The 23,532-nt window shown below is 51.7% G+C and carries 18 protein-coding genes; 11 read left to right on the forward strand and 7 right to left on the reverse strand.

Features of this window, described 5'->3' with window-relative positions; genetic code table 11:
- The first annotated feature begins 13 nt into the window (after window positions 1–13).
- The 6 genes from IB196_RS06260 to IB196_RS06285 all read left to right on the forward strand — a co-directional run bounded on the left by IB196_RS06260 (window position 14) and on the right by IB196_RS06285 (window position 6,658).
- Window positions 14–634 carry a YfgM family protein gene (locus IB196_RS06260; RefSeq protein WP_005120429.1) on the forward strand — a complete coding sequence of 207 codons (621 nt, stop codon included), beginning with the start codon at window positions 14–16 and terminating at the stop codon, window positions 632–634.
- Between the two features lie 10 nt (window positions 635–644).
- Window positions 645–1,823, forward strand: coding sequence for an outer membrane protein assembly factor BamB (gene bamB / locus IB196_RS06265; RefSeq protein WP_005120430.1), 1,179 nt, complete (start codon window positions 645–647; stop codon window positions 1,821–1,823).
- A gap of 118 nt (window positions 1,824–1,941) precedes the next feature.
- Window positions 1,942–3,414: a ribosome biogenesis GTPase Der gene (gene der, locus IB196_RS06270; RefSeq protein ID WP_005120431.1), complete on the forward strand. Its 1,473-nt coding sequence runs from the start codon at window positions 1,942–1,944 to the stop codon at window positions 3,412–3,414.
- A gap of 288 nt (window positions 3,415–3,702) precedes the next feature.
- Window positions 3,703–5,244: a peptide MFS transporter gene (locus tag IB196_RS06275; protein WP_005120432.1), complete on the forward strand. Its 1,542-nt coding sequence runs from the start codon at window positions 3,703–3,705 to the stop codon at window positions 5,242–5,244.
- A gap of 63 nt (window positions 5,245–5,307) precedes the next feature.
- Entirely contained in the window at window positions 5,308–6,390 is a 1,083-nt protein-coding gene (locus IB196_RS06280) for a Gfo/Idh/MocA family oxidoreductase (RefSeq protein ID WP_005120434.1), read from the forward strand.
- Between the two features lie 52 nt (window positions 6,391–6,442).
- On the forward strand, window positions 6,443–6,658 hold the full coding sequence (locus IB196_RS06285; RefSeq protein WP_005120435.1) for a zinc ribbon domain-containing protein: 216 nt from the start codon (window positions 6,443–6,445) through the stop codon (window positions 6,656–6,658).
- On the opposite strand, the gene xseA is transcribed toward IB196_RS06285, so the two are convergent.
- A complete protein-coding gene (gene xseA, locus IB196_RS06290; RefSeq protein WP_005120437.1) occupies window positions 6,655–8,028 on the reverse strand; it encodes an exodeoxyribonuclease VII large subunit in 1,374 nt (457 codons plus the stop codon). The two genes, IB196_RS06285 and xseA, sit on opposite strands and share 4 nt — an antisense overlap.
- A 160-nt stretch (window positions 8,029–8,188) precedes the next feature.
- Between xseA and guaB the strand changes: the two genes are divergently transcribed.
- Entirely contained in the window at window positions 8,189–9,655 is a 1,467-nt protein-coding gene (guaB, locus tag IB196_RS06295; protein ID WP_040233522.1) for an IMP dehydrogenase, read from the forward strand.
- 63 nt (window positions 9,656–9,718) lie between these two features.
- Window positions 9,719–11,296 carry a glutamine-hydrolyzing GMP synthase gene (gene guaA, locus IB196_RS06300; protein ID WP_005120440.1) on the forward strand — a complete coding sequence of 526 codons (1,578 nt, stop codon included), beginning with the start codon at window positions 9,719–9,721 and terminating at the stop codon, window positions 11,294–11,296.
- A gap of 93 nt (window positions 11,297–11,389) precedes the next feature.
- Here the strand turns inward: guaA and mscS are convergent, their stop codons facing one another.
- Window positions 11,390–12,268 carry a small-conductance mechanosensitive channel MscS gene (gene mscS / locus IB196_RS06305; RefSeq protein WP_005120442.1) on the reverse strand — a complete coding sequence of 293 codons (879 nt, stop codon included), beginning with the start codon at window positions 12,266–12,268 and terminating at the stop codon, window positions 11,390–11,392.
- Window positions 12,269–12,633: 365 nt separating this feature from the next.
- Window positions 12,634–12,837, reverse strand: coding sequence for a YfgG family protein (locus tag IB196_RS06310; RefSeq protein ID WP_072033354.1), 204 nt, complete (start codon window positions 12,835–12,837; stop codon window positions 12,634–12,636).
- A 350-nt stretch (window positions 12,838–13,187) separates the two neighbouring features.
- On the opposite strand from IB196_RS06310, the gene IB196_RS06315 reads away from it, so the two are divergent.
- A complete protein-coding gene (locus tag IB196_RS06315) occupies window positions 13,188–15,458 on the forward strand; it encodes a sensor domain-containing phosphodiesterase (protein WP_188232143.1) in 2,271 nt (756 codons plus the stop codon).
- Here the strand turns inward: IB196_RS06315 and ppx are convergent.
- The 4 genes from ppx to purM all read right to left on the reverse strand — a co-directional run bounded on the left by ppx (window position 15,438) and on the right by purM (window position 20,940).
- The gene (gene ppx, locus IB196_RS06320) at window positions 15,438–16,979 is read right to left on the reverse strand and encodes an exopolyphosphatase (protein ID WP_040233481.1); all 1,542 of its coding nucleotides are present in this window, start codon (window positions 16,977–16,979) and stop codon (window positions 15,438–15,440) included. The two genes, IB196_RS06315 and ppx, sit on opposite strands and share 21 nt — an antisense overlap.
- A gap of 4 nt (window positions 16,980–16,983) precedes the next feature.
- Window positions 16,984–19,050: a polyphosphate kinase 1 gene (ppk1, locus tag IB196_RS06325; protein ID WP_005121867.1), complete on the reverse strand. Its 2,067-nt coding sequence runs from the start codon at window positions 19,048–19,050 to the stop codon at window positions 16,984–16,986.
- A gap of 214 nt (window positions 19,051–19,264) precedes the next feature.
- Window positions 19,265–19,906 carry a phosphoribosylglycinamide formyltransferase gene (gene purN / locus IB196_RS06330; RefSeq protein ID WP_040233482.1) on the reverse strand — a complete coding sequence of 214 codons (642 nt, stop codon included), beginning with the start codon at window positions 19,904–19,906 and terminating at the stop codon, window positions 19,265–19,267.
- Window positions 19,903–20,940, reverse strand: a complete 1,038-nt coding sequence (gene purM, locus IB196_RS06335) for a phosphoribosylformylglycinamidine cyclo-ligase (protein WP_005121869.1) — start codon at window positions 20,938–20,940, stop codon at window positions 19,903–19,905. Before purM ends, purN begins: the two co-directional genes overlap by 4 nt.
- Window positions 20,941–21,235: 295 nt before the next feature.
- On the opposite strand from purM, the gene IB196_RS06340 reads away from it, so the two are divergent.
- Entirely contained in the window at window positions 21,236–22,666 is a 1,431-nt protein-coding gene (locus IB196_RS06340) for a 6-phospho-beta-glucosidase (protein ID WP_188232142.1), read from the forward strand.
- 182 nt (window positions 22,667–22,848) lie between these two features.
- Complete coding sequence (upp, locus tag IB196_RS06345) at window positions 22,849–23,475, forward strand: uracil phosphoribosyltransferase (protein WP_003037929.1); 627 nt, start codon at window positions 22,849–22,851, stop codon at window positions 23,473–23,475.
- The last annotated feature ends 57 nt before the right edge of the window (window positions 23,476–23,532 follow it).

The raw sequence follows: 23,532 nt of genomic DNA on the forward strand, positions 1-23,532 counted from the left end.
GGAGAAGGACAGCGTGGAAATTTACGAGAACGAACACGACCAGGTTGATGCGGTAAAACGCTTCTTTGCTGAAAACGGCAAAGCGCTGGTTGTTGGGGTAATTTTAGGGGTTGGCGCGCTGGTCGGCTGGCGTTACTGGACCAGTCATCAGACGGAGTCCGCACGCTCTGCTTCTCTGGCATATCAAAATACGGTGACTGCGGTTAGCGCAGGTAAGCCTGATAGCATTCCTGCTGCAGAGAAATTTGCCGCGGAAAACAAAAACACCTATGGCGCATTAGCGTCAATGGAACTGGCACAGCAGTTTGTTGACCAAAACGAACTAGAGAAAGCCGCGGCCCAGTTACAACAAGGTCTGGCCGCCACCAGCGATGAGAATCTCAAAGCGGTGCTTAATCTGCGTCTTGCTCGTGTTCAGGTTCAGCTTAAGCAGGCTGATACCGCGCTGAAAACACTCGATACCATTAAAGGTGAAGGGTGGGCGGCAATTGTGGCCGATCTGCGTGGTGAAGCGTTGCTGAGCAAAGGCGATAAACAAGGTGCGCGTAGCGCATGGGAAGCGGGCGTGAAAAGCGATGCCTCTCCTGCTCTGAGCGAAATGATGCAGATGAAAATCAATAATTTGTCCATCTGAGAGGGACCCGATGCAATTGCGTAAATTACTTCTGCCAGGGCTGCTTTCCGTTACCCTATTGAGCGGCTGTTCACTGTTTAGTGGCGAAGAAGATGTCGTTAAGATGTCCCCGTTACCGGTGGTTGAAAACCAGTTTACTCCGTCTACTGCCTGGAGCACTTCTGTAGGTAACGGTATTGGTGATTTCTACTCCAACCTTCATCCTGCGCTGGCGGATAACGTGGTCTATGCAGCCTCTCGCGCCGGTGTGGTGAAAGCGCTGAACGCAGACGACGGCAAAGAAGTCTGGTCTGTTAATCTGGGTGAGAAAGACGGTTGGTTCTCCCGTGCATCTGCTCAGCTTTCTGGCGGTGTAACCGTGTCGGGCGGCCATGTTTATATTGGCAGCGAAAAAGCACAGGTTTATGCGCTTAACACCAGCGACGGGACCACCGCATGGCAAACGAAAGTTGCCGGCGAAGCGCTGTCTCGTCCGGTTGTTAGCGATGGCATGGTGTTGATCCACACCAGCAACGGCCAGTTGCAGGCATTGAACGAAGCTGACGGCGCCATCAAATGGACCGTGAACCTCGACATGCCATCACTTTCCTTACGTGGTGAATCCGCTCCGGCGACGGCCTTTGGCGCAGCTATTGTGGGTGGCGATAATGGTCGCGTAAGTGCCGTACTGATGCAGCAGGGCCAGATGATTTGGCAGCAGCGTATTTCTCAGGCCACTGGCCCAACCGAAATCGATCGTCTGAGTGATGTCGATACCACGCCGGTTATCGTCAATGGTGTAGTTTACGCACTGGCTTATAATGGTAACCTGACGGCGCTGGATCTGCGCAGCGGCCAGATCATGTGGAAACGTGAACTGGGCTCGGTGAATGATTTCATCGTTGATGGTAATCGTATCTATCTGGTTGATCAGAATGACCGTGTGCTGGCGCTGACTACCGACGGCGGCGTGACGCTGTGGACGCAAAGCGATCTGCTGCACCGTCTGCTGACGTCTCCGGCTCTGTATAACGGCAACCTGGTCGTAGGCGATAGCGAAGGCTACCTGCACTGGATTAACGTTGAAGATGGTCGCTTTGTCGCTCAGCAGAAAGTCGACAGCTCAGGTTTCCTGACCGAGCCGGTCTCTGCTGATGGTAAACTGCTGATCCAGGCGAAAGACGGTACGCTGTACTCCATTACGCGTTAATCGTCGCGGCCGCTCGCTTTGAAAAACGGCTCCTGGTGCAGGGGCCGTTTTACTGTTTTTAACAATGGCGCAAAAATAGCGTCCGTTGTCTGATGATTTTTTAAATGAGGCTTTAAACATGGTACCTGTGGTCGCGCTTGTCGGGCGCCCTAACGTTGGCAAATCCACGTTATTTAACCGTCTAACTCGCACCCGAGATGCGCTGGTTGCGGATTTCCCGGGTCTGACTCGTGACCGTAAGTACGGTCGTGCGGAAATTGAAGGCCGCGAGTTTATCTGCATTGATACTGGCGGTATTGATGGCACCGAAGACGGTGTTGAAACCCGTATGGCTGAGCAGTCGTTGCTGGCTATCGAAGAAGCGGACGTTGTGCTGTTCATGGTGGATGCGCGTGCTGGTCTGATGCCGGCAGATGAAGCCATTGCCAAGCATCTGCGTGCGCGCCAGAAACCAACCTTCCTCGTTGCCAACAAAACTGACGGACTCGATCCGGATCAGGCGGTTGTTGATTTTTACTCGCTGGGGCTGGGCGAAATTTACCCCATCGCGGCGTCCCATGGTCGTGGCGTTCTCAGCCTGTTGGAGCATGTTCTGCTGCCGTGGATGGATGACGTCGCTCCGCAGGAAGAAGTGGACGAAGACGCGGAATATTGGGCGCAACTTGAAGCCAAAGAAAATGGCGAAGAAGAGCCTGAAGACGACTTCAACCCGCAGGATCTGCCGATCAAACTGGCGATTGTTGGTCGTCCGAACGTAGGTAAGTCCACGCTTACTAACCGTATTCTTGGCGAAGATCGTGTGGTGGTTTACGACATGCCGGGGACCACGCGTGACAGTATTTATATCCCAATGCAGCGTGATGAACGCGAATATGTGCTCATCGATACCGCAGGCGTGCGCAAGCGCGGTAAAATTACCGAAGCGGTAGAAAAATTTTCCGTAATCAAAACGTTGCAGGCAATTGAAGATGCCAACGTGGTGATGCTGGTGATTGACGCACGCGAAGGGATCTCCGATCAGGACCTCTCGCTGTTGGGCTTTATCCTCAATAGTGGGCGCTCACTTGTTATCGTCGTCAACAAATGGGACGGCCTGACACAGGAAGTGAAAGAACAGGTAAAAGAGACACTGGACTTCCGTCTGGGCTTTATCGACTTTGCCCGCGTTCACTTTATCTCTGCGCTGCACGGCAGCGGTGTAGGTAACCTGTTCGAATCCGTGCGCGAAGCGTATGACAGCTCGACCCGCCGCGTCAGCACCGCGATGCTGACTCGCATCATGACCATGGCGGCAGAAGATCATCAGCCGCCGCTGGTACGTGGTCGCCGTGTGAAGCTTAAGTATGCACACGCCGGTGGTTATAACCCACCGATTGTGGTGATTCATGGTAACCAGGTGAAAGACCTGCCGGATTCATACAAGCGCTATCTGATGAACTACTTCCGCAAATCACTGGAAGTCATGGGTACACCAATCCGTATTCAGTTCAAAGAAGGGGAAAACCCGTTTGCCAACAAACGTAATACACTGACACCAACTCAGATGCGTAAGCGTAAGCGTTTGATTAAGCACATCAAAAAAAGCAAGTAAGTTTGCTGATGGCGATAGAGGCCCGCGTAAATCGCGGGCTTTTTTTCGCCTGTACCTGTCTGTTTGCTGTCAATGACTATTCGCTTTTTACCAAGTTTAAATCTAAGAAAGTAGACAATTGTCGAATTTTCATCTTAAAGTCACCCGGTTGGTACTAGACAAAACTACTGTCAGGTTATCAAATGGTTAAATAACTCTTCGCCGTATGTAAAAAATCGACCAGCTACGTACCTGGCCGGCGTACATCACGGTGTTTACAAGCACACGACATATCTTTTCGGGAGAATTATGCAATCCTCTGTTAATCAAAAAGAAAGCCGAACTTTCTTCGGTCATCCTTATCCGCTCGGCTCATTGTTCTTCACAGAGATGTGGGAGCGTTTCTCGTTTTATGGCATTCGCCCGTTACTGATCCTGTTTATGGCGGCTACCGTTTATGACGGCGGCATGGGGCTGGCGCGTGAAAATGCGTCGGCGATTGTCGGTATCTTTGCTGGTACGATGTATCTTGCTGCGTTGCCGGGTGGGTGGCTGGCGGATAACTGGCTCGGCCAACAAAAAGCGGTATGGTATGGCTCCATCCTGATTGCGCTTGGTCACCTGTCGATTGCGCTCTCGGCCATCATGGGTGACAACCTGTTCTTTATCGGCCTGATGTTTATCGTGCTCGGCTCTGGTCTGTTTAAGACCTGTATCTCGGTGATGGTGGGTACGCTGTATAAAAAAGGCGATGCGCGTCGTGATGGCGGTTTCTCGCTGTTCTACATGGGTATCAATATGGGCTCCTTCATTGCTCCGTTGATCTCCGGGTGGCTGATTAAATCTCATGGCTGGCATTGGGGTTTTGGAATCGGTGGCATCGGGATGCTGGTCGCGTTGATTATCTTCCGCGTATTTGCTGTTCCGGCGATGAAACGCTACGACAGCGAAGTCGGTCTGGACTCGACCTGGAACAGCCCGGTAGTCAAAAGAAAGGGCGTAGGCACGTGGTTGTTGGCGCTGGCGGTAGGTGTGGCAGTCATTGTTACCCTGATTGCTCAAGGTGTGATTGTGATTAACCCGGTCGCGGTAGCCAGCGTGTTGGTGTATGTGATTGCGGCATCCGTAGCCCTCTACTTCATCTACCTGTTTGTCTTTGCAGGGCTGAACCGTAAAGAGCGCGCCAGACTGTTGGTCTGCTTTATTCTGCTGGTTTCCGCTGCCTTCTTCTGGTCGGCATTTGAGCAAAAACCAACGTCGTTTAACCTGTTCGCTAACGACTACACTAATCGTATGATCGGCGGTTTTGAAATCCCGGCAGTCTGGTTCCAGTCGATTAACGCGCTGTTTATCATCCTGCTGGCCCCGGTCTTTAGCTGGGCGTGGCCGAAGCTTGCCAGCATGAACATTCGCCCGAGCAGTATTACTAAATTTGTTATCGGTATTCTGTGTGCCGCAGCGGGTTTTGGCCTGATGATGCTGGCAGCGCAAAACGTGCTGAATAATGGTGGTGCAGGCGTTTCGCCTTTCTGGCTGGTGGGAAGCATCCTGATGCTGACGCTTGGCGAACTGTGTCTGAGTCCGATTGGTCTGGCGACGATGACGCTGTTGGCACCGGAAAGAATGCGTGGGCAGATGATGGGCCTGTGGTTCTGCGCCAGTGCGCTGGGTAACCTGGCCGCGGGTCTGATTGGTGGTCATGTGAAGGCCAACCAGCTTGATATGCTGCCGGATCTGTTTGCGCGTTGTTCTATCGCGTTGATAATCTGTGCTGCGGTATTGGTAGTCCTCATTGTTCCGGTACGCCGTATGCTGGAGAATGCGCAGACTAAACCGGTTACCAGCGCCTGATAACACCTCGACATTGCCGGGGCGGGCATTCTGCTCCGGCAATTCAATCAACGAGGTAAAAGTATGTTGTTAGGGTTTGTGGGGCTTGGCGCGGTGGTTGAAACGGCATACTTGCCCGCATTACGTCATATGTTCGGTGATTCATTCCGCTGTGTGGGATTTGATGTGCAACCCGCAAAACAGCCTGCAGATGTGACACGCTGCGCATCGCTCGCTGAACTTCTGGCAACACCGCTTGATACCCTGTTTATCACCACCGCATCCCTGCACCATCTTGAGGTGCTGGAACAGGCGCTGGCCGCTCCCATCGCACGTATCGTGGTCGAAAAACCGATTGTCGCCACGCTTTCCCAAATTGAAAAACTGAAAATGCTGCTGGTTCAACCCGGCGTCGCTGATCGCGTACTGGCGCTAGACCATTGGATGGCGCGTAATGGCGCAATGCAGCTGGCATTGGGGAAGCTCGGGGCGCAGTGGCAGGGCGATAACCCACAACCGACACTGGTTTCCCACTTTTCGGACATTGTTAAAATCGAAGGTTTCTTGCAGGAGCCAAGCGGTTTTAACGCCGCAGGGGAGCCTATAGCGCTTAACTTTGCCACCGGTGAGCCGGATGCGCGCGAGCTGCGCCACCCGGATGGCGTGATTCTGGATATCGGTACGCACGTGCTGGCAATGTTGCGTGAAACGGTACGTTGCCTGGGCGGCAATGACAGTATGACTTTGCAGGTGAAGCGGGCTAAAGACCGCCTGGGGCGTGATATCTCCCGCGGTGACCTGACTACGGCAGAGGGTGAAGCTCATCTTCAGGGGCAGATTAGCAGTATACCGCTGGATATCTGGCTGAATAAATACGCGGGTCCAACTGGCGGTCAAAAAGGTTTGCGCCTGTATCTGAGCGATGGTCGTATCATCAGCCATGACCGGCGCGGGGCCGAGGATGTGCTTGAAGTGATTGACGGTGATGCTGTGCGTCGCTGGAGGCTTCCCGGTACGATTTATGCCCATTGTCTGGCGGAACATATTCTGGGGGCGCAAAGTCTGTTTGAACGCAACCCACAGGAGGTGAGGTGCACAACGCAGCGCAGACTGGAGGAGGTTGAACGATTACTCACCTTGCAGCAACAGCTGCGTGGCCCACACTAAGCGTATCGTGGTAAAATTAATGCAGAGCTGAATGCCCTTTAGAGGAGTCACCATGTCAATGAACTGCCCGGATTGTCACGCAGAACTGGAACTGCAAAACGGTGTGGCGCACTGTGAAAACTGCAAAAAAGATATTCCGTTAGAAGCGCGCTGTCCGGAGTGCCATCAACCGCTCCAGGTATTAAAAGCCTGCGGAGCGGTGGATTACTTCTGTCAGAATGGCCATGGGTTGATTTCGAAGAAACGCGTGGAGTTTGCGCCGGTTTAATCCGGCTTTTTCTTACGCGTTTTCTTTGCCGCCGTTACGCCTTTCACTTCACTCTCTACCCAACCATCTGACAGTCGGGTCGTGAGCACATCACCGGCCTTCACCTGTTTGGTCTGCTTCAGCACTTTGCCGTCCGTCGCGGTAGTGACGCTATAGCCGCGCGCCAGCGTGGAAAGCGGACTTACGGCTTCAAGATGCGTCACCACATTACCAAAGCGTTCTCGCTGCTCGCTTAAACGCGCGCGGATATTCTCCGCCAGACGATATTCCAGTTGCTGAATACGGGTTTGCGCCCGATAAATGCGCGACTGTGGGTTTTGTTGGTTCAGGCGTTGACTTCCGCGCTGTTGGCGCTGGTTGGCTTGCTTAATCTTATTCTCAAGTGCGAAGTTCATTCTCTGCCGCAGCCGCTCCAGCACTGTTTGCTGACGGGCCAGACGCAACTGAGGGTGCTGCTGTTGCAGACGGTGGAACATCTGAGTGAAACGGCGGTTGCGGTTCGCGATGTAGTAATCCATCGCCATACCCAGACGCTGCTGCACAGAGTGAATCTGGCGTAACAGCTCCTGTTGATTGCGGCTGACAATTTCCGCCGCCGCAGACGGCGTAGGCGCGCGCAAGTCGCCGACGAAGTCAGCAATAGTGACATCGGTTTCATGGCCAACGGCGCTAACGACCGGAATGGCACTGTTAAATATTGCCCGCGCCACGCGTTCGTCGTTAAAGCTCCATAAATCCTCCAGCGATCCACCACCACGCCCGACGATTAAAACATCGCACTCCAGACGTGCGTTAGCCAGTTCAATGGCATGAACAATCTGCCCCGGCGCATCATCACCCTGCACGGCGGTTGGGTAAATTATCACGGGCAGGGAAGGGTCACGACGTTTCAGAACATGGAGGATATCGTGCAGCGCAGCCCCGGTTTTCGAGGTGATCACCCCGACGCAATGGGCCGGTGAGGGCAACGGTTGTTTGTATTGCTGATCGAACAAACCTTCAGCCTGTAATTTGGCTTTCAGCTGTTCATATTTTTGCTGCAACAATCCTTCGCCCGCAGGCTGCATGCTCTCGACGATTATCTGGTAGTCGCCGCGCGGCTCGTACAGCGTAATGTTGGCGCGTACCAGCACCTGCTGTCCATGCTGCGGGCGGAAGGTCACCCGGCGGTTACTGTTGCGGAACATCGCGCAACGTACCTGGGCGGTGTCATCTTTAAGCGTGAAATACCAGTGGCCTGAAGAGGGCTGGGTGAAATTCGAAATTTCGCCGCTGATCCACACGTGTCCCATTTCCTGCTCAAGCAGCAGACGAACCGTCTGATTCAGGCGGCTTACGGTAAAAATTGAGGTGGTTTGAGAGGATAACATGTGAGCGGGATCAAATTCTAAATCAGCAGGTTATTCAATCGAAAGTAACATGCTCACAGAGGAGCGCAAGGTTTTTTTGCAAAAAAGTGTGGATGCAATCGGTTACGCTCTGTATAATGCCGCGGCAATATTTAATAACCTCCCAGGTGAGATATTGCCCATGCTACGTATCGCTAAAGAAGCCCTGACGTTTGACGACGTCCTCCTCGTTCCCGCTCATTCTACCGTTCTGCCGAATACTGCTGATCTCAGCACCCAGTTGACGAAAACCATTCGCCTGAACATTCCTATGCTCTCTGCGGCTATGGACACCGTGACGGAAGCTCGCCTGGCAATTGCCCTGGCTCAGGAAGGCGGCATCGGTTTTATCCACAAAAACATGTCCATCGAGCGCCAGGCCGAAGAAGTTAAACGTGTGAAAAAACACGAATCTGGCGTGGTGACCGATCCGCAGACCGTACTGCCCACCACCACGCTGCGTGAAGTGAAAGAACTGACCGAGCGTAATGGCTTTGCAGGCTATCCGGTTGTAACGGAAGACAACGAACTGGTCGGTATCATCACCGGTCGTGACGTACGCTTTGTTACCGACCTCAGCCAACCGGTTAGCGTTTATATGACGCCGAAAGAGCGTCTGGTAACTGTACGCGAAGGCGAAGCGCGTGATGTTGTGTTTGCAAAAATGCACGAAAAACGTGTTGAGAAAGCGCTGGTCGTTGATGACAGCTTCCATCTTCTCGGCATGATCACGGTTAAGGATTTTCAGAAAGCAGAACGTAAACCTAACGCCTGTAAAGACGAGCATGGTCGTCTGCGCGTTGGTGCTGCTGTCGGCGCGGGTGCTGGTAACGAAGAGCGCGTTGACGCGCTGGTTGCCGCGGGCGTTGATGTACTGCTGATTGACTCCTCTCACGGTCACTCTGAAGGCGTATTGCAGCGTATTCGTGAAACTCGCGCTAAATATCCGGATCTGCAGATCATCGGTGGTAACGTCGCAACGGGCGCTGGCGCTCGCGCTCTGGCTGAAGCCGGCTGCAGCGCTGTTAAAGTGGGTATCGGCCCTGGCTCCATCTGTACCACCCGTATCGTTACCGGTGTGGGCGTTCCGCAGATCACCGCTGTTTCTGACGCCGTTGAAGCGCTGGAAGGCACCGGTATTCCGGTTATCGCCGATGGCGGTATTCGTTTCTCTGGCGACATCGCGAAAGCAATCGCTGCCGGTGCTGCTGCAGTCATGGTGGGCTCCATGCTGGCGGGTACCGAAGAATCCCCGGGCGAAATCGAACTGTACCAGGGTCGTTCTTACAAATCATACCGCGGTATGGGCTCTCTGGGTGCGATGTCCAAAGGCTCCTCCGACCGTTACTTCCAGAGCGATAACGCCGCCGACAAACTGGTCCCGGAAGGTATTGAAGGCCGCGTAGCGTATAAAGGCCGCCTGAAAGAGATCATTCACCAGCAGATGGGCGGCCTGCGCTCCTGTATGGGGCTGACCGGCTGTGGTACTATCGACGCGCTGCGTACTCAGGCTGAATTTGTCCGTATCAGCGGTGCGGGTATCCAGGAAAGTCACGTTCACGATGTGACCATCACCAAAGAGTCCCCTAACTACCGCATGGGCTCCTGATAAGTTTCCGCGCCCGGCTCTATGCCGGGCGAATTTGTTTCACTTGCCTCGGAATTAGCGTCAATGACAGACAATATTCATAAACATCGCATTCTCATCCTCGATTTCGGATCGCAGTATACTCAGCTGGTTGCACGTCGCGTACGTGAACTGGGCGTCTACTGTGAACTGTGGGCATGGGATGTTACGGAAGCACAAATTCGCGAATTCAACCCAAGCGGTATCATTCTTTCCGGTGGTCCGGAAAGCACCACTGAAGAAAACAGCCCGCGTGCGCCAGAATACGTTTTCAATGCCGGTGTGCCGGTGTTCGGCGTCTGCTACGGCATGCAGACCATGGCAATGCAGCTCGGTGGCCACGTTGAAGGGTCTAACGAACGTGAATTCGGCTATGCGCAGGTAGAGGTTCAGACTGACAGCGCGCTGGTGCGTGGTATTGAAGACTCCCTGACCGCCGACGGCAAACCGCTGCTGGACGTATGGATGAGCCACGGTGACAAAGTGACCGCCATTCCTGAAGGTTTCGTCACTGTCGCCAGCACCGACAGCTGCCCGTTCGCCATTATGGCGCACGAAGAAAAACGCTTCTACGGCGTACAGTTCCACCCGGAAGTGACCCACACCCGTCAGGGCATGCGTATGCTGGAGCGCTTTGTGCGTGACATCTGCCAGTGTGAAGCGCTGTGGACGCCGGAAAAAATCATCGACGACGCTGTTGCACGTATCCGTGAGCAGGTTGGCGACGATAAAGTGATCCTCGGTCTGTCCGGTGGCGTTGACTCCTCCGTCACCGCGATGCTGTTGCACCGTGCGATCGGCAAAAATCTGACCTGTGTGTTCGTTGACAACGGTCTGCTGCGCCTGAATGAAGCTCAGCAGGTGATGGATATGTTTGGTGACCACTTCGGTCTGAATATTGTTCATGTTGAAGGCGAGCAGCGTTTCCTGGATGCGCTGAAAGGCGAGAGCGATCCGGAAGCCAAACGTAAAATCATCGGTCGTGTGTTCGTTGAAGTGTTCGATGAAGAAGCACTGAAACTGGAAGACGTTAAATGGCTGGCGCAGGGCACTATCTATCCGGACGTGATTGAATCCGCGGCTTCCGCCACCGGTAAAGCACACGTTATCAAATCTCACCACAACGTGGGCGGCCTGCCGAAAGAGATGAAGATGGGTCTGGTTGAACCGCTGCGTGAGCTGTTCAAAGACGAAGTGCGTAAGATTGGTCTGGAGCTGGGTCTGCCGTACGACATGCTGTACCGTCACCCGTTCCCGGGGCCGGGTCTGGGCGTGCGCGTACTGGGCGAAGTGAAGAAAGAGTACTGCGATTTGTTGCGTCGTGCAGATGCTATCTTCATCGAAGAACTGCACAAAGCTGACCTGTACAACAAAGTCAGTCAGGCGTTCACCGTGTTCCTGCCGGTACGTTCCGTTGGCGTCATGGGCGATGGCCGTAAATACGACTGGGTTGTTTCCCTGCGTGCTGTTGAGACCATCGACTTTATGACCGCCCACTGGGCGCATCTGCCGTATGACTTCCTGGGCCGCGTCTCTAACCGCATCATCAACGAAGTGAACGGTATTTCCCGCGTGGTGTATGACATCAGCGGTAAGCCGCCAGCTACCATTGAGTGGGAATAATATCTCTCTCCGTTAGTGGTTTTTGAAACGGTAATATGTCAAACCCTCTTTAACAGAGGGTTTTTTATTGCGCTCACACCGAAGTACAGCCTATTAATCAACTAACTGTAGCTGGGGGTGAGATTGGGATGACACGTTCTCCACGCGGATATCCATCTGCGGATACGGCAGGGCAATATGGTTGGCGTCCAGGGCTTCTTTAATGTTTTCCAACAGATCGTAATAGGTATTCCAGTATTCGATGTTGGGTACCCATACGCGGACGTAAAAATTCAATGCTGAAGCGCCCAGTTCACCCAGACGAACGGTCACCCCACGTTGCTTATCGATGCGGGTATCTTGCCCGATAATATGGTTAATCACGCGCTTAACGTCAGCTATCCGGCTCTGATAGCCCACGCCAATCACCAGATCGATACGGCGGAAAGGGTGGCGGGAATAGTTAATGATATTGTCAGCGATGATCTTACCGTTTGGAATGACCACTTCTTTGCTGTCGGCGGTGAGCAGGGTGGTGGAGAAAATATGCACCTTTTCCACCGTTCCGGTGACTGCCCCAATCTGTACCACCTCTCCGGCGCGAAAAGGACGCAGGGAGACCAATAGTACGCCAGCGGCAAAGTTGGAGAGTGACCCTTGTAGCGCAAGGCCAATGGCCAACCCAGCAGCGCCAATGACGGCAATAATAGATGATGTTTCAATACCCACGCGCCCTAATGCGGCTACCACGGCAAAGGCGAGGGTAATGTAACGTACCAGCGCAGTGAAAAATTGAATGATGGTTCTGTCGACTTTACGTTTTAACAGTAACTTTTCCAGTCCACGGGAGAGCAGGCGAGCGATAAATTTACCGACAAACAGTAAAATCACGGCGGCAACAATATTCCAGCCAAACTGAATAACCGCGTCGCTATGCCCGGAGATCCATTCAACACCGCTTCGTATTTTCGGAAATAATGAAAAACCACTCATGGTATTACCCTGTAGAATTTAAAATGGTAACAATTCAAATAAATATTTAATTCCATACGTAATGTTAATACTTTCGCCTGTGATATTTTCTGACGATATTAATTGACGTCTATTTGAACACAGTGTGTCTTTTTTATACCCAATAAATCGAAATGTGAAAATCAGCGCGAATAGTGCGGTGAAGTGGGATTAAAAGATTGTGCATTTGTGCGAAAAACGCAGTCTGTTATCCGATAATTCAGTGCGTGTGGTGGGTAAGACTGCATAATGTTTCATCACTCAAATCCCTTACCGGATGGTTAAATGTCTGGCACTTAGCCATCCGGTAAGGAATCTTAATGCTGAGATATCACAGGCGCGAGCGATCAGCGCACGTCGGTTTGAGCAGGAGATGCCTGTTGCGGCTGGGTGATCTGCTGAGATTCTTTTTTGTTCTGGTGGTGGTGCCACGCACCAATGGCGGAGTAGACGAAGCGTCCGAAGAAGAAGAGAAAACTGATAAGCAGTACGATCCGGATCATGCGACTATTAAATCGGTGTCGTTTGCGTAGGCTGGTAACCTGGCTCACAAAAGGTTCCTTGTAGTGTACCCAACTGAGGGCGATACTCACATTAAGGCATACTGTGAGGAAATGGTCAATTTTTCATTATGTAAAATTGCTTCAGTTGTTTCATCCTCATATGTTATGAATATTAATATTATTATTTGCATTAATAATGAAATAACGATAAAAAACAATGAAAAGAGTAATAATTGATTAATGAGGGGCTTTTTTTTTGATATATGTCAAACGTCACCTTTTGCTGACAACTAAAATCGATGAGGCATAGTGATGTATTTAACTTTACCGTTTTAGAGTCAGGTGGGATGCCTGTCTGAATACCCCCTGCAGGATGTGCGGGATTCTACTGAGCATCTATGAAACTCAATAAAAATTATATTGGTATGAGAGATAGATGGTGGGCGTTACCTCTCATCTTACCATCTTTGCTGTTGCCTATATTGAGCGCTGCCAATACCTATGCCCATATTAGTACTGGGACCGTAATTCTTTTCTACATGCCTTTGGCGTTGATGATTAGCCTGATGCTATTTTTTAGCTGGGCGGCATTGCCGGGAATTATCATTTCCATTATCTGCTACAAATATCCACAGGTTGGGTTATTTGAAACGCTGTCAATTATTACGCACTTTATTGTTACGATAGTGCTGAGTTGGGGAGGGTATAAAGTATTTGCTCCCCGGCGGAACAACGTATCTCACGGTGACTCTCGCCTGATGTTTCAGCGCATGTTTTGGCAGGTCTTCTGTCCGGCAACCCTGTTTCTGATACTCTTCCAGTTTGCCGCGTTTGTCGGCGTCTATGAGAGCAAATCCGTTATGGTGGGGGTTATGCCCTTTAATACTGGCACGTTGATCAACTATCAGGCCATGCTGACCGGGAATCTGGTTGGGGTTCCACTGTGCTACTTCATTATTCGAACGATTCGTAATCCGTTGCATATCAGAGGCTATTTTTCTCAATTAAAGCAACAGTTTGACGCCAAAGTTACCAAAATAGAGTTTGCGGTCTGGCTGATTGTTTTGACCACAATAATGACATTGTTGTGTCTACCACTAGATGAGCACAGCTCAATATTTAGCACAAATTATACCTTGTCGTTATTGCTCCCTGCCATGTTATGGGGAGCAATGCGATACGGTTTTAGATTTATTTCGCTGATATGGTCTGTCGTACTGATTATCGCAATCCATTATTATCAGCGCTATATGCCCTGGTATTCGAGTTATGACACACAGCTTGCCATTACCTCGTCGAGTTACCTGGTTTTTTCCTTCATCGTGAACTTCATTGCCGTACTGGCAACGCGCCAACGCTTTGTTACCCGGCGCAACCATCGCCTGGCATACTTTGATCCGATGGTGCATCTGCCGAATTTGCGCGCATTGAACCGGGATTTGAAAAAAACGCCATGGTCAGTGCTCTGCTTTTTGCGTGTTCCGGGCATGGGACTACTGGTAAAAAATTACGGCATTATGCTGCGTATCCAGTACAAGCAAAAACTCTCACAGTGGATAACGCCACTGTTGGAACAGGATGAGCATGTCTATCAGTTATCGGGTAATGACTTAGTTTTGCGTTTTAACACCGAGTCGCATCAGGAGCGCATTGAAGCCCTGGACAGGCATATCAAACAGTTCCGTTTTATTTGGGATGGCATGCCTTTACAGCCGCAGGTGGGGATCAGTTTTTGCTATGTCCGTTCTCCTGTTAACCATATCTATCTGTTACTGGGGGAGTTAAGCACCATTGCCGAGCTTTCCCTGGCGACTAATGCGCCAGAGAACTTGCAGCGCCGAGGCGTAATGCACTTGCAGCGGGATCTGAAAGATAAAGTGGCGATGATGAATCGTCTACAGCAGGCGCTGGAGCACAATCGCTTTTTCCTGATGGCGCAGCCGATTTCTGGCGTACGCGGCGACGTTTATCATGAAATCCTGCTGCGCCTTGCAGGAGATGACGGTGAAACCATCCCTCCTGATTGCTTCTTGCCGATCGCGCATGAGTTTGGCTTGTCGTCCAGCATCGATCTGTGGGTGATTGAAAATACGCTGAAGTTTATGGCGCAGAATCGGGAAAAAATGCCTGCCCGTCGGTTTGCCATTAACTTATCACCTACGTCGATATGTCGCGCCCGACTTCCACATGACATCAACCAGCTACTGGTTAAGTACAAGGTTGAAGCGTGGCAGTTGATTTTTGAAGTTACGGAAAGCAACGCCTTAACCAATGCGGAACAGGCACAGGCAACGTTACTGCAACTGCAATCTATGGGCTGTCAGATTGCGATTGATGATTTTGGCACCGGATACGCCAGCTATGCGCGACTGAAGAATGTGAGTGCCGATATCCTGAAAATTGACGGCAGCTTTATTCGCAATATCGTTTCGAACAGCCTCGACTACCAAATTGTGGCCTCTATTTGCCACCTGGCGCGGATGAAAAGAATGCAGGTGGTTGCGGAGTATGTCGAAACTGAAGAAATACGCAGTGCGGTAATTTCGCTGGGGATTGACTACATGCAGGGATATTTGATTGGTAAACCCCTGCCATTGCATGAAACGCTGGAAGAACAGGTGCCAGCTGAACTGGCACCTGCTGAGAGTTTATGCGGCGATATCGGGTGAGCTTTCTTCTTCAATTTTGAGACGCCAGCCGGTTACGCCCTCCCAGTATTGCTGCTCTTTTTCCAGATCGAGCAGCACCAGCGCATTTTGGCTAAACCAGTCATGCGGGAAGCGTAAGGTCCAGTGGTTGTCATCAGTTATCAGAGTCAGGGTTGGTGGCGTGGTGGTCGCCTGGCGCTGATTATTCAGCAGTACGCCCAGGCGCAATAGCTGAATTAACGGCAGAAACTGTTTTTTCTTGAACAACGTAAAGCGAGGCAGGTCATCCAGTTTCACCGCTTTGCGATGATAACGAACTAATGTTGCCATCATCAGTTGTTGTTCCTGATTAAACCCCGGTAAATCGCTGTTTTGTAAGATATAAGCAGAGTGGCGATGTAAGCCACTGTGGTTGATATTCAGCCCAACCTCATGCAGCATTGCTGCCCAGCGCAGTAATGCTTCCAGTTGAGGATTGGCCAGTTTTGGCTGCTGCGTATGCCACTGGTCGTACATTTGCATCGTTGTTTCCAGCACGCGCCGGGCCTGTTCGCTGTCGATGTTGTACTGATTCGCCAGACTGCTGGCGGTACGACTGCGAACGTCCTGGTGGCGAAAACGTCCTTCCATCTCATACAGCACGCCTTCGCGTAGCGCGCCATCAGAAAGGCGAAGTTCGCGGATCGCCAGCGCGTCAAACACGCCGCACAGAATCGCGAGCCCGGGAACAAATACCGCTTTTCGCTCTTCTGACAGCCCCGGCAGGCTGAGCGCATCAAATGAGGCATGCTTCAGCACTTCAGATGTCAGTTTGTCCAGGCGTTCAGGGGTGATAAAACCGTCTTTTTCACCCATCTCCAGCAGCACTTCGTGTGCCGCTTTAATCGTGCCTGACGCGCCCATTGCGACATTCCAGCCCTGAATGCGAAACTGCCACGTTAAGGTTTCGAGCTTTTGCGCTGCCGCCATGCGGGCACGCTGAAAGTTTTCCCGGCTGATGACACCGCCCGGGAAATACATCTGGGCAAAACTGACGCAGCCCATACGGCGGCTTTCGACCAGCTTGGGTTCGAAATCTTCGCCGATCACCAGTTCTGTTGAACCGCCGCCGATATCGATAACCAGCTTGCGGCCTTTTTCCGGCTGAGTGTGTTCCACGCCCATAAAAATCAGTCGGGCTTCTTCGTTACCGGAGATAATCTCAATCGGGTAGGGAATGACTTTTTCCGCTCGCTTGAGAAAATCGGTCGCATTCAGCGCCTGACGCAAAGTATGGGTTCCCACGATGCATACGCTTGACGGGGGAAAGCCCTGCAGACGTTCGGCGAACAGGGACAGGCAGCTTAATCCGCGCTCCATTGCCTCTTCGCTCAGCTTGTTATCTTCGCCGAGGCCATCCGCCAGATGAACGCGTTGTTTCAGTCGTCCGATAATCTGCATTGCGCCATCAACCACGCGGGCAATGACCATATGGAAACTGTTTGAACCAAGGTCGACCGCAGCAAATTCCTGCGGTCGTGGAGTCTTGTCGTGTATTGGCATAGCGTTAGTCAGGTTGCTCGAGTGATTTGATGTAGTCGTAAATCGCCAATTGTGACTGAACTTTGCGGCGGTTTCCGCGCGGTACGTAGCGATTACTGAGTTCTTTATCGATGAAGCGAGCCTTCACCGTGTCGCTGAACAGGATATCGATAATATCCAGCACGCGCTGTTTGAGGCGAGGGTCAAGCAGCGGGGTGGCGACTTCGATGCGATAGTCGATATTGCGGGTCATCCAGTCTGCGGAGGAGAGGTATACCTGCTTATCGCCACCGTTTTCGAAAATATAAACCCGGTCGTGTTCAAGGTAGCGGTCGACAATGCTTATCACGCGAATGTTGTCGCTGATACCTTCCAGATTTGGGATCAGAGAACACATACCGCGAATCAACAAATTAACCGGTACGCCTGAGCTTGAGGCCGCATAGAGACGATCAACCAGGCCCTTATCGACCAGGTTGTTCAGTTTTAGCGTGATACCGGAAGGCTGCCCTTGCTGCGCATTGGCGATCTCTTTGTCGATCATCGCGTACAGCAGACGGCGTGAGTTCTGCGGAGAAACCAGCAGATAATCGAACGTCACCGGACGATACGGGTTTTCGATGAAGTTAAACACCCGACGAACCTCGTTGGTGATACGCGAATCAGCGGTCAGCAACGAGTAGTCGGTGTACAGGCGCGCTGTTTTTTCGTTGAAGTTGCCCGTCCCGATATGCGCATAGCGCACGACTTCATCACCTTCTTTACGCGAGATAAGGAACAGTTTGGCGTGAATTTTCAGGCCCGGCGCGGAGAAGATGACGTGAACGCCCGCTTCAGTCAAACGCTTGGCCCAGTGAATGTTGGCTTCTTCATCAAAGCGCGCCTGCAATTCCACCACTACGGTGACTTTTTTACCGTTATGCGCGGCATGGATCATTGCGTCGATGATGCGCGAGTCTTTTGCCACACGGTAGATGTTGATCTTTATCGCCAGCACGCTCGGGTCGAAAGAAGCCTGACGCAACAGTTCAAGAACGTGCTCAAAGGTGTGATACGGGTAATACAGCAGTACATCGCGCTCGCGGATTGCATCAAAGCCGTTACGGAACTTCTCTTTATCGAACCAGATATGGCGCAGACGCGGCAGGGGTTTGTTCACCAGGTTAGCTTTGCCAACGTTGGGAAAGTTAATAAAGTCTTTGAAGTTATGATAACGCCCGCCGGGCACAATCGAATCGTAGCGAGAAATTGTCAGTTTTTCACGCAGTACCTCAACCAGCGCATTGGGCATGTCGCGCTGATAGACGAAGCGTACAGGCTCTGCGGTCAGACGCTGTTTCAGGCTGGATGACATCAGCTCCATCAGGCTCGATTCCATCTCGTGCACCAAATCGTATTCGGCGTCACGGGTCATTTTCATCGAATAGGCGTTCAGCGCATCGTAATCAAAGAACCCTTTGAAAATGTCGTCAAGGCAGTAACGTAAGATGTTGTCCAGCAGGATCATCGGTTTGCGACGCCGCGGGGTTTCCGGCGGCAGGTTCACAAAACGGGGAACCTTATCAGAAGGGATTTCCAGCAGCGCGTAGCGGATTGTATCGCCGCGGATAATTTCCACCGCCAGATAGGTGTAGTCGTCTTTCAGGAACTGAACTAAATCCGTCTCGCGGTTAATCAGGATCGGCGTAATGTGCTGGCGAAGATATTGCTTGAAGTAATGGCGTAACCAGCTCTGTTGATTGGCCGATAGCTGACGTTCGTTGATGAGGAAAATCTGGTTGCGCGCCATCTCCAGCAGCAACTCGTTGTACAGGCCGTCAAATTCCTGATCGGCTTTTAATACGCGAGCCTGGATTTTGCCTAAAAGGTGGCGGGAGTGAGAGTTTGAACCCTGTTCTTCGCTAATAATGATTCGGCGCTTCAGTTCGGCAAAGCGAACCTTGTAAAATTCGTCGAGGTTGTTGGAATAGATGCCTAAGAAACGCATCCGTTCGATCAACGGGTTTGATTTATCAGCAGCTTCCTGGAGTACGCGTTCGTTGAACGCTAACCAACTGAGTTCTTTCTCGATGTATAGCTTTTCCTGACCCATTACCACTTTTACTCCGTTTCATTCACGGGACACTACCGATTTATTATGGCGAGCATTGCTCTCAGATGTCCAACTGTGCCAGAAAAATATGACAATAAACCGTCTGATAGCAAAGAGAAAGGGGGAGCGTAGATGAATACCGGAGATGTTAACCGGAAAAGGTATTTATGCCTGTAGACCGGAGGGTGAGATCCGGTTTACAGGTCGGATTTTATTATTCGTCGGCGGCGTAGCCTTGTGGCGGCAGACGAACGCCGTCCAGCCATGCTGCGTTATCACGCATCTTCAGGCGACCATCGGTAAACCAGCTTACCACCAGCGGGTAAATGGTATGTTCCTGGGCCTGAACCCGTGCCGTGACATCATCTTCGCTGTCGCCTTCAAATACCGGAACCTTAGCCTGGAGAATAACCGGCCCACCGTCCAGTTCATCGGTGACGAAGTGGACGGAGGTTCCATGTTCTTCATCGCCATTTTCCAGCACCTGGCGGTGCGTATGCAGGCCTGGATACTTCGGCAATAAAGACGGGTGGATATTCAGCAATCGCTCAGAATAGTGCGCGACAAACGCCGGGCTGAGGATGCGCATATAACCGGCCAGCACCACGACATCAGGTGAATAAGCGTCAATTTCCTGAATCAGCTGGCGGTCGAAGGCTTCGCGACTGGCAAACTGGGCGGCTTCCAGCGAGTGCGCCGGAATATTCGCTTCGCGTGCACGCTCAAGGCCGAACGCATCGGCCTTGTTACTGAATACTGCACGTAGGGTGCCATTGATTTTTTTCTGTTCGCAGGCGTCGATCATCGCCTGCAAATTGCTTCCGTTGCCGGAAATGAGCACCACAATGTTTTTCATTCAATGACCACACGCTGTTCGGAATCAGAAGCTTTGATGATACCGATTTTCCATGCGTTTTCACCTTTCTCATTGAGCAAAGCCAGGGCTTTGTCCACTTCCGGAGCTGGCAGGGCGATAACCATGCCTACGCCGCAGTTAAAGGTGCGATACATTTCATGCTGGCTGACGTTACCCGCCGTTTGTAGCCAGTTGAAGACGGCTGGCCACTGCCATGAAGATTCGTCGATCACGGCCTGCGTGTTGTCCGGCAGAACGCGTGGAATATTTTCCCAGAAGCCGCCGCCAGTCAGGTGCGCGATGGCATGCACATCAACCTTCTCGATCAGTTCCAGAATGGATTTTACGTAAATGCGGGTCGGAGCCAGCAAGTGATCGGCCAGCGACTTGCCTTCAAGCTCGGTGGTTTCCGGGTCACAACCGCTGACTCCAACGATTTTACGCACCAGAGAGTAACCGTTGGAGTGCGGACCACTGGAGCCGAGCGCAATCAGTACGTCGCCGTCAGCCACTTTAGAACCGTCGATAATCTCTGATTTTTCGACGACGCCAACGCAGAAGCCTGCCACGTCGTAATCTTCGCCGTGGTACATCCCCGGCATTTCTGCCGTTTCTCCGCCAACCAGCGCGCAGCCAGACTGCAGGCAGCCTTCGGCAATCCCGTTAATGACGCTGGCTGCGGTGTCCACATCCAGTTTGCCGGTTGCATAGTAGTCGAGGAAGAACAGCGGCTCAGCGCCCTGAACCACGAGGTCGTTGACGCACATTGCGACGAGGTCAATGCCGATAGTGTCGTGGCGTTTCAGATCCATCGCCAGACGCAGTTTTGTGCCAACGCCATCAGTGCCGGAAACCAATACCGGTTCACGATATTTTTGCGGCAATGCGCACAGCGCACCGAAGCCACCCAGACCACCCATAACTTCCGGACGACGCGTTTTCTTTACTACGCCTTTGATTCGATCAACCAGAGCATTACCTGCATCAATATCAACACCGGCATCTTTGTAGCTAAGAGAGGTTTTATCGGTCACTGCCTGCTTCCCCACATGTTTACTTGCAGTAAAAGTTAAATTCGGCGCAATTCTAACAGGGAAAGCAAACGTTTGCGAGCCTGCTCTGCATCAAGTTTTATCTGCTGATTTTTTCAGCATTTTACAATCATTTATCTATTTGTTTGAACTGCGCCACGAAAATGAAACCGGGTACAGTCTTGTGCTTGAAACCTGCCAGCCGAATGCACAGTATCGTACTGAAACCGGTTTCTGTTTTCTGTTACGAACCTCACTGAGAGTGTTTTGCGCAGACTCATCACGATAGGGGAAGGGGATGTCAGGATTTAAAGCAGATTTCATGTGGGGTGGAGCTGTCGCCGCTCATCAACTGGAAGGTGGCTGGCGGGAGGGCGGTAAAGGTATTAGCGTTGCCGATGTCATGACGGCGGGGGCACACGGCGTAGCGCGTGAAATTACTGACGGTGTGATTGCCGGTAAAAACTATCCTAACCACGATGCCATCGATTTTTATCATCGCTATAAAGACGACATCAAGCTGTTTGCTGAAATGGGGTTTAAATGTTTTCGCACTTCCATTGCCTGGACGCGGATTTTCCCTTTAGGCGACGACGCGCAACCTAATGAAGCTGGCCTGCAGTTCTATGATGATCTGTTCGACGAATGCCTGAAATATGGCATTGAGCCGGTGATTACGTTGTCGCACTTCGAGATGCCCTACCATCTGGTGACGGAATATGGCGGCTGGCGCAACCGTAAGCTGATCGATTTTTTTGTCCGTTTTGCCCGGGTGGTTTTCACTCGTTATCAGCACAAAGTGAAGTACTGGATGACGTTTAATGAGATTAACAATCAGGCAAATTATCACGAAGACTTCGCGCTCTTTACTAACTCTGGTCTGAAATACCTGCCCGGTGAAGATCGCGAACCGGTCATGTACCAGGCGGCGCACTATGAGCTGGTAGCCAGCGCGCTGGCAGTAAAGGCCGCACGCGAGATTAACCCGACGCTGCAAATTGGCTGCATGATTGCGATGTGCCCAATTTATCCGCTGACCTGTGTGCCGAACGATATGATGATGGCGATGAACGCCATGCATCGCCGCTACTGGTTCACTGACGTACACGTGCGCGGCAAATACCCGCAGCATCTTCTCAATTACTTTGCCCGTCGTGGCTTTGAACTGGATATCACCGAGGAAGACCGTCAGGCGCTGACCGAGGGCTGCGTTGATTACATCGGCTTTAGCTATTATATGTCTTTCGCGACCCAGGCAACGGCGGACAACCCACAGCTGGATTACGACGAGTCGAAAAGTCTGGTTTCTAACCCGTACGTGCAGAAATCGGACTGGGGCTGGCAGATTGATCCCGTCGGTCTGCGCTATTCGCTGAACTGGTTCTGGGACCATTATCAGTTGCCGCTGTTTATTGTAGAAAACGGCTTTGGTGCGATTGACGTGCAGCAGGCCGACGGCTCGGTGGATGATTCCTATCGTATTGACTATATGGCCGCGCATATCCGCGAAATGAAAAAAGCGGTGGTGGAAGATGGCGTGGATCTGATGGGCTATACCCCGTGGGGCTGTATTGATTTAGTCTCGGCCGGGACGGGGGAGATGAAAAAACGCTACGGCTTTATCTATGTTGATAAAAATAATGACGGGAGTGGGACATTAGCACGCTCGCCGAAGAAATCTTTTTCCTGGTATCGAAACGTCATCCAAACTAATGCTGAAAACCTATAAAATTCATAGCATTGATAACAAGCCCCGCACTTATAGCGGGGCTTGTTTTATACTCATCATCCGGACGCAAACGATTTTGGTTGATCCATATCAAGCGTATCCAGTGTTGCGCCAGAGACGAAAAGCGGTATAATCCGGCGATTTTTTTGTGGTTGCCACTCGTCTGAGGAAAGGAGAAGAGTATGAAGATCGTGGAAGTCAAACACCCACTCGTCAAACACAAGCTGGGACTGATGCGTGAAAACGACATCAGCACTAAACGCTTTCGTGAACTCGCCTCGGAAGTTGGCAGTCTGCTGACTTATGAAGCAACCGCTGGTCTGGAAACCGAAAAGGTGACCATCGAAGGCTGGAACGGTCCGGTTGAAGTTGACCAAATCAAAGGCAAAAAAATCACCGTTGTGCCAATCCTGCGTGCGGGCCTGGGCATGATGGAAGGCGTACTGGAAAACGTTCCGAGCGCGCGTATCAGTGTGGTGGGTATGTACCGCAATGAAGAGACGCTGGAGCCGGTTCCGTACTTCCAGAAGCTGGTCTCTAACATTGATGAGCGTATGGCGCTGATCGTTGACCCGATGCTGGCAACCGGCGGTTCCGTTATCGCTACCATCGACCTGCTGAAAAAAGCAGGCTGCAGCAGCATTAAAGTACTGGTACTGGTTGCCGCGCCGGAAGGTATCGCGGCGCTGGAAAAAGCGCACCCGGATGTCGAGCTGTACACCGCCTCCATCGATCAGGGACTGAACGAGCACGGATACATTATTCCTGGGCTCGGCGATGCCGGCGATAAGATTTTTGGTACCAAGTAAATGAATAAATAAAAAGAAGCCGACTTTAAGAGTCGGCTTTTTTTTGAATAAAACAAC

The sequence above is a fragment of the Citrobacter sp. C6_1 genome, from assembly GCF_014596835.2.
GTDB classification, from domain to species: Bacteria; Pseudomonadota; Gammaproteobacteria; order Enterobacterales; family Enterobacteriaceae; genus Citrobacter; species Citrobacter pasteurii.

Excerpts from the sequence above, each read along its gene's own strand:
- bamB (WP_005120430.1), top strand. The coding sequence starts at position 645 with ATGCAATTGCGTAAATTACTTCTGCCAGGGCTGCTTTCCGTTACCCTA.
- der (WP_005120431.1), top strand. The coding sequence starts at position 1,942 with ATGGTACCTGTGGTCGCGCTTGTCGGGCGCCCTAACGTTGGCAAATCC.
- IB196_RS06275 (WP_005120432.1), top strand. The coding sequence starts at position 3,703 with ATGCAATCCTCTGTTAATCAAAAAGAAAGCCGAACTTTCTTCGGTCAT.
- IB196_RS06280 (WP_005120434.1), top strand. The coding sequence starts at position 5,308 with ATGTTGTTAGGGTTTGTGGGGCTTGGCGCGGTGGTTGAAACGGCATAC.
- IB196_RS06285 (WP_005120435.1), top strand. The coding sequence starts at position 6,443 with ATGTCAATGAACTGCCCGGATTGTCACGCAGAACTGGAACTGCAAAAC.
- xseA (WP_005120437.1), bottom strand. The coding sequence starts at position 8,028 with ATGTTATCCTCTCAAACCACCTCAATTTTTACCGTAAGCCGCCTGAAT.
- guaB (WP_040233522.1), top strand. The coding sequence starts at position 8,189 with ATGCTACGTATCGCTAAAGAAGCCCTGACGTTTGACGACGTCCTCCTC.
- guaA (WP_005120440.1), top strand. The coding sequence starts at position 9,719 with ATGACAGACAATATTCATAAACATCGCATTCTCATCCTCGATTTCGGA.
- mscS (WP_005120442.1), bottom strand. The coding sequence starts at position 12,268 with ATGAGTGGTTTTTCATTATTTCCGAAAATACGAAGCGGTGTTGAATGG.
- IB196_RS06315 (WP_188232143.1), top strand. The coding sequence starts at position 13,188 with ATGAAACTCAATAAAAATTATATTGGTATGAGAGATAGATGGTGGGCG.
- ppx (WP_040233481.1), bottom strand. The coding sequence starts at position 16,979 with ATGCCAATACACGACAAGACTCCACGACCGCAGGAATTTGCTGCGGTC.
- ppk1 (WP_005121867.1), bottom strand. The coding sequence starts at position 19,050 with ATGGGTCAGGAAAAGCTATACATCGAGAAAGAACTCAGTTGGTTAGCG.
- purN (WP_040233482.1), bottom strand. The coding sequence starts at position 19,906 with ATGAAAAACATTGTGGTGCTCATTTCCGGCAACGGAAGCAATTTGCAG.
- IB196_RS06340 (WP_188232142.1), top strand. The coding sequence starts at position 21,236 with ATGTCAGGATTTAAAGCAGATTTCATGTGGGGTGGAGCTGTCGCCGCT.
- upp (WP_003037929.1), top strand. The coding sequence starts at position 22,849 with ATGAAGATCGTGGAAGTCAAACACCCACTCGTCAAACACAAGCTGGGA.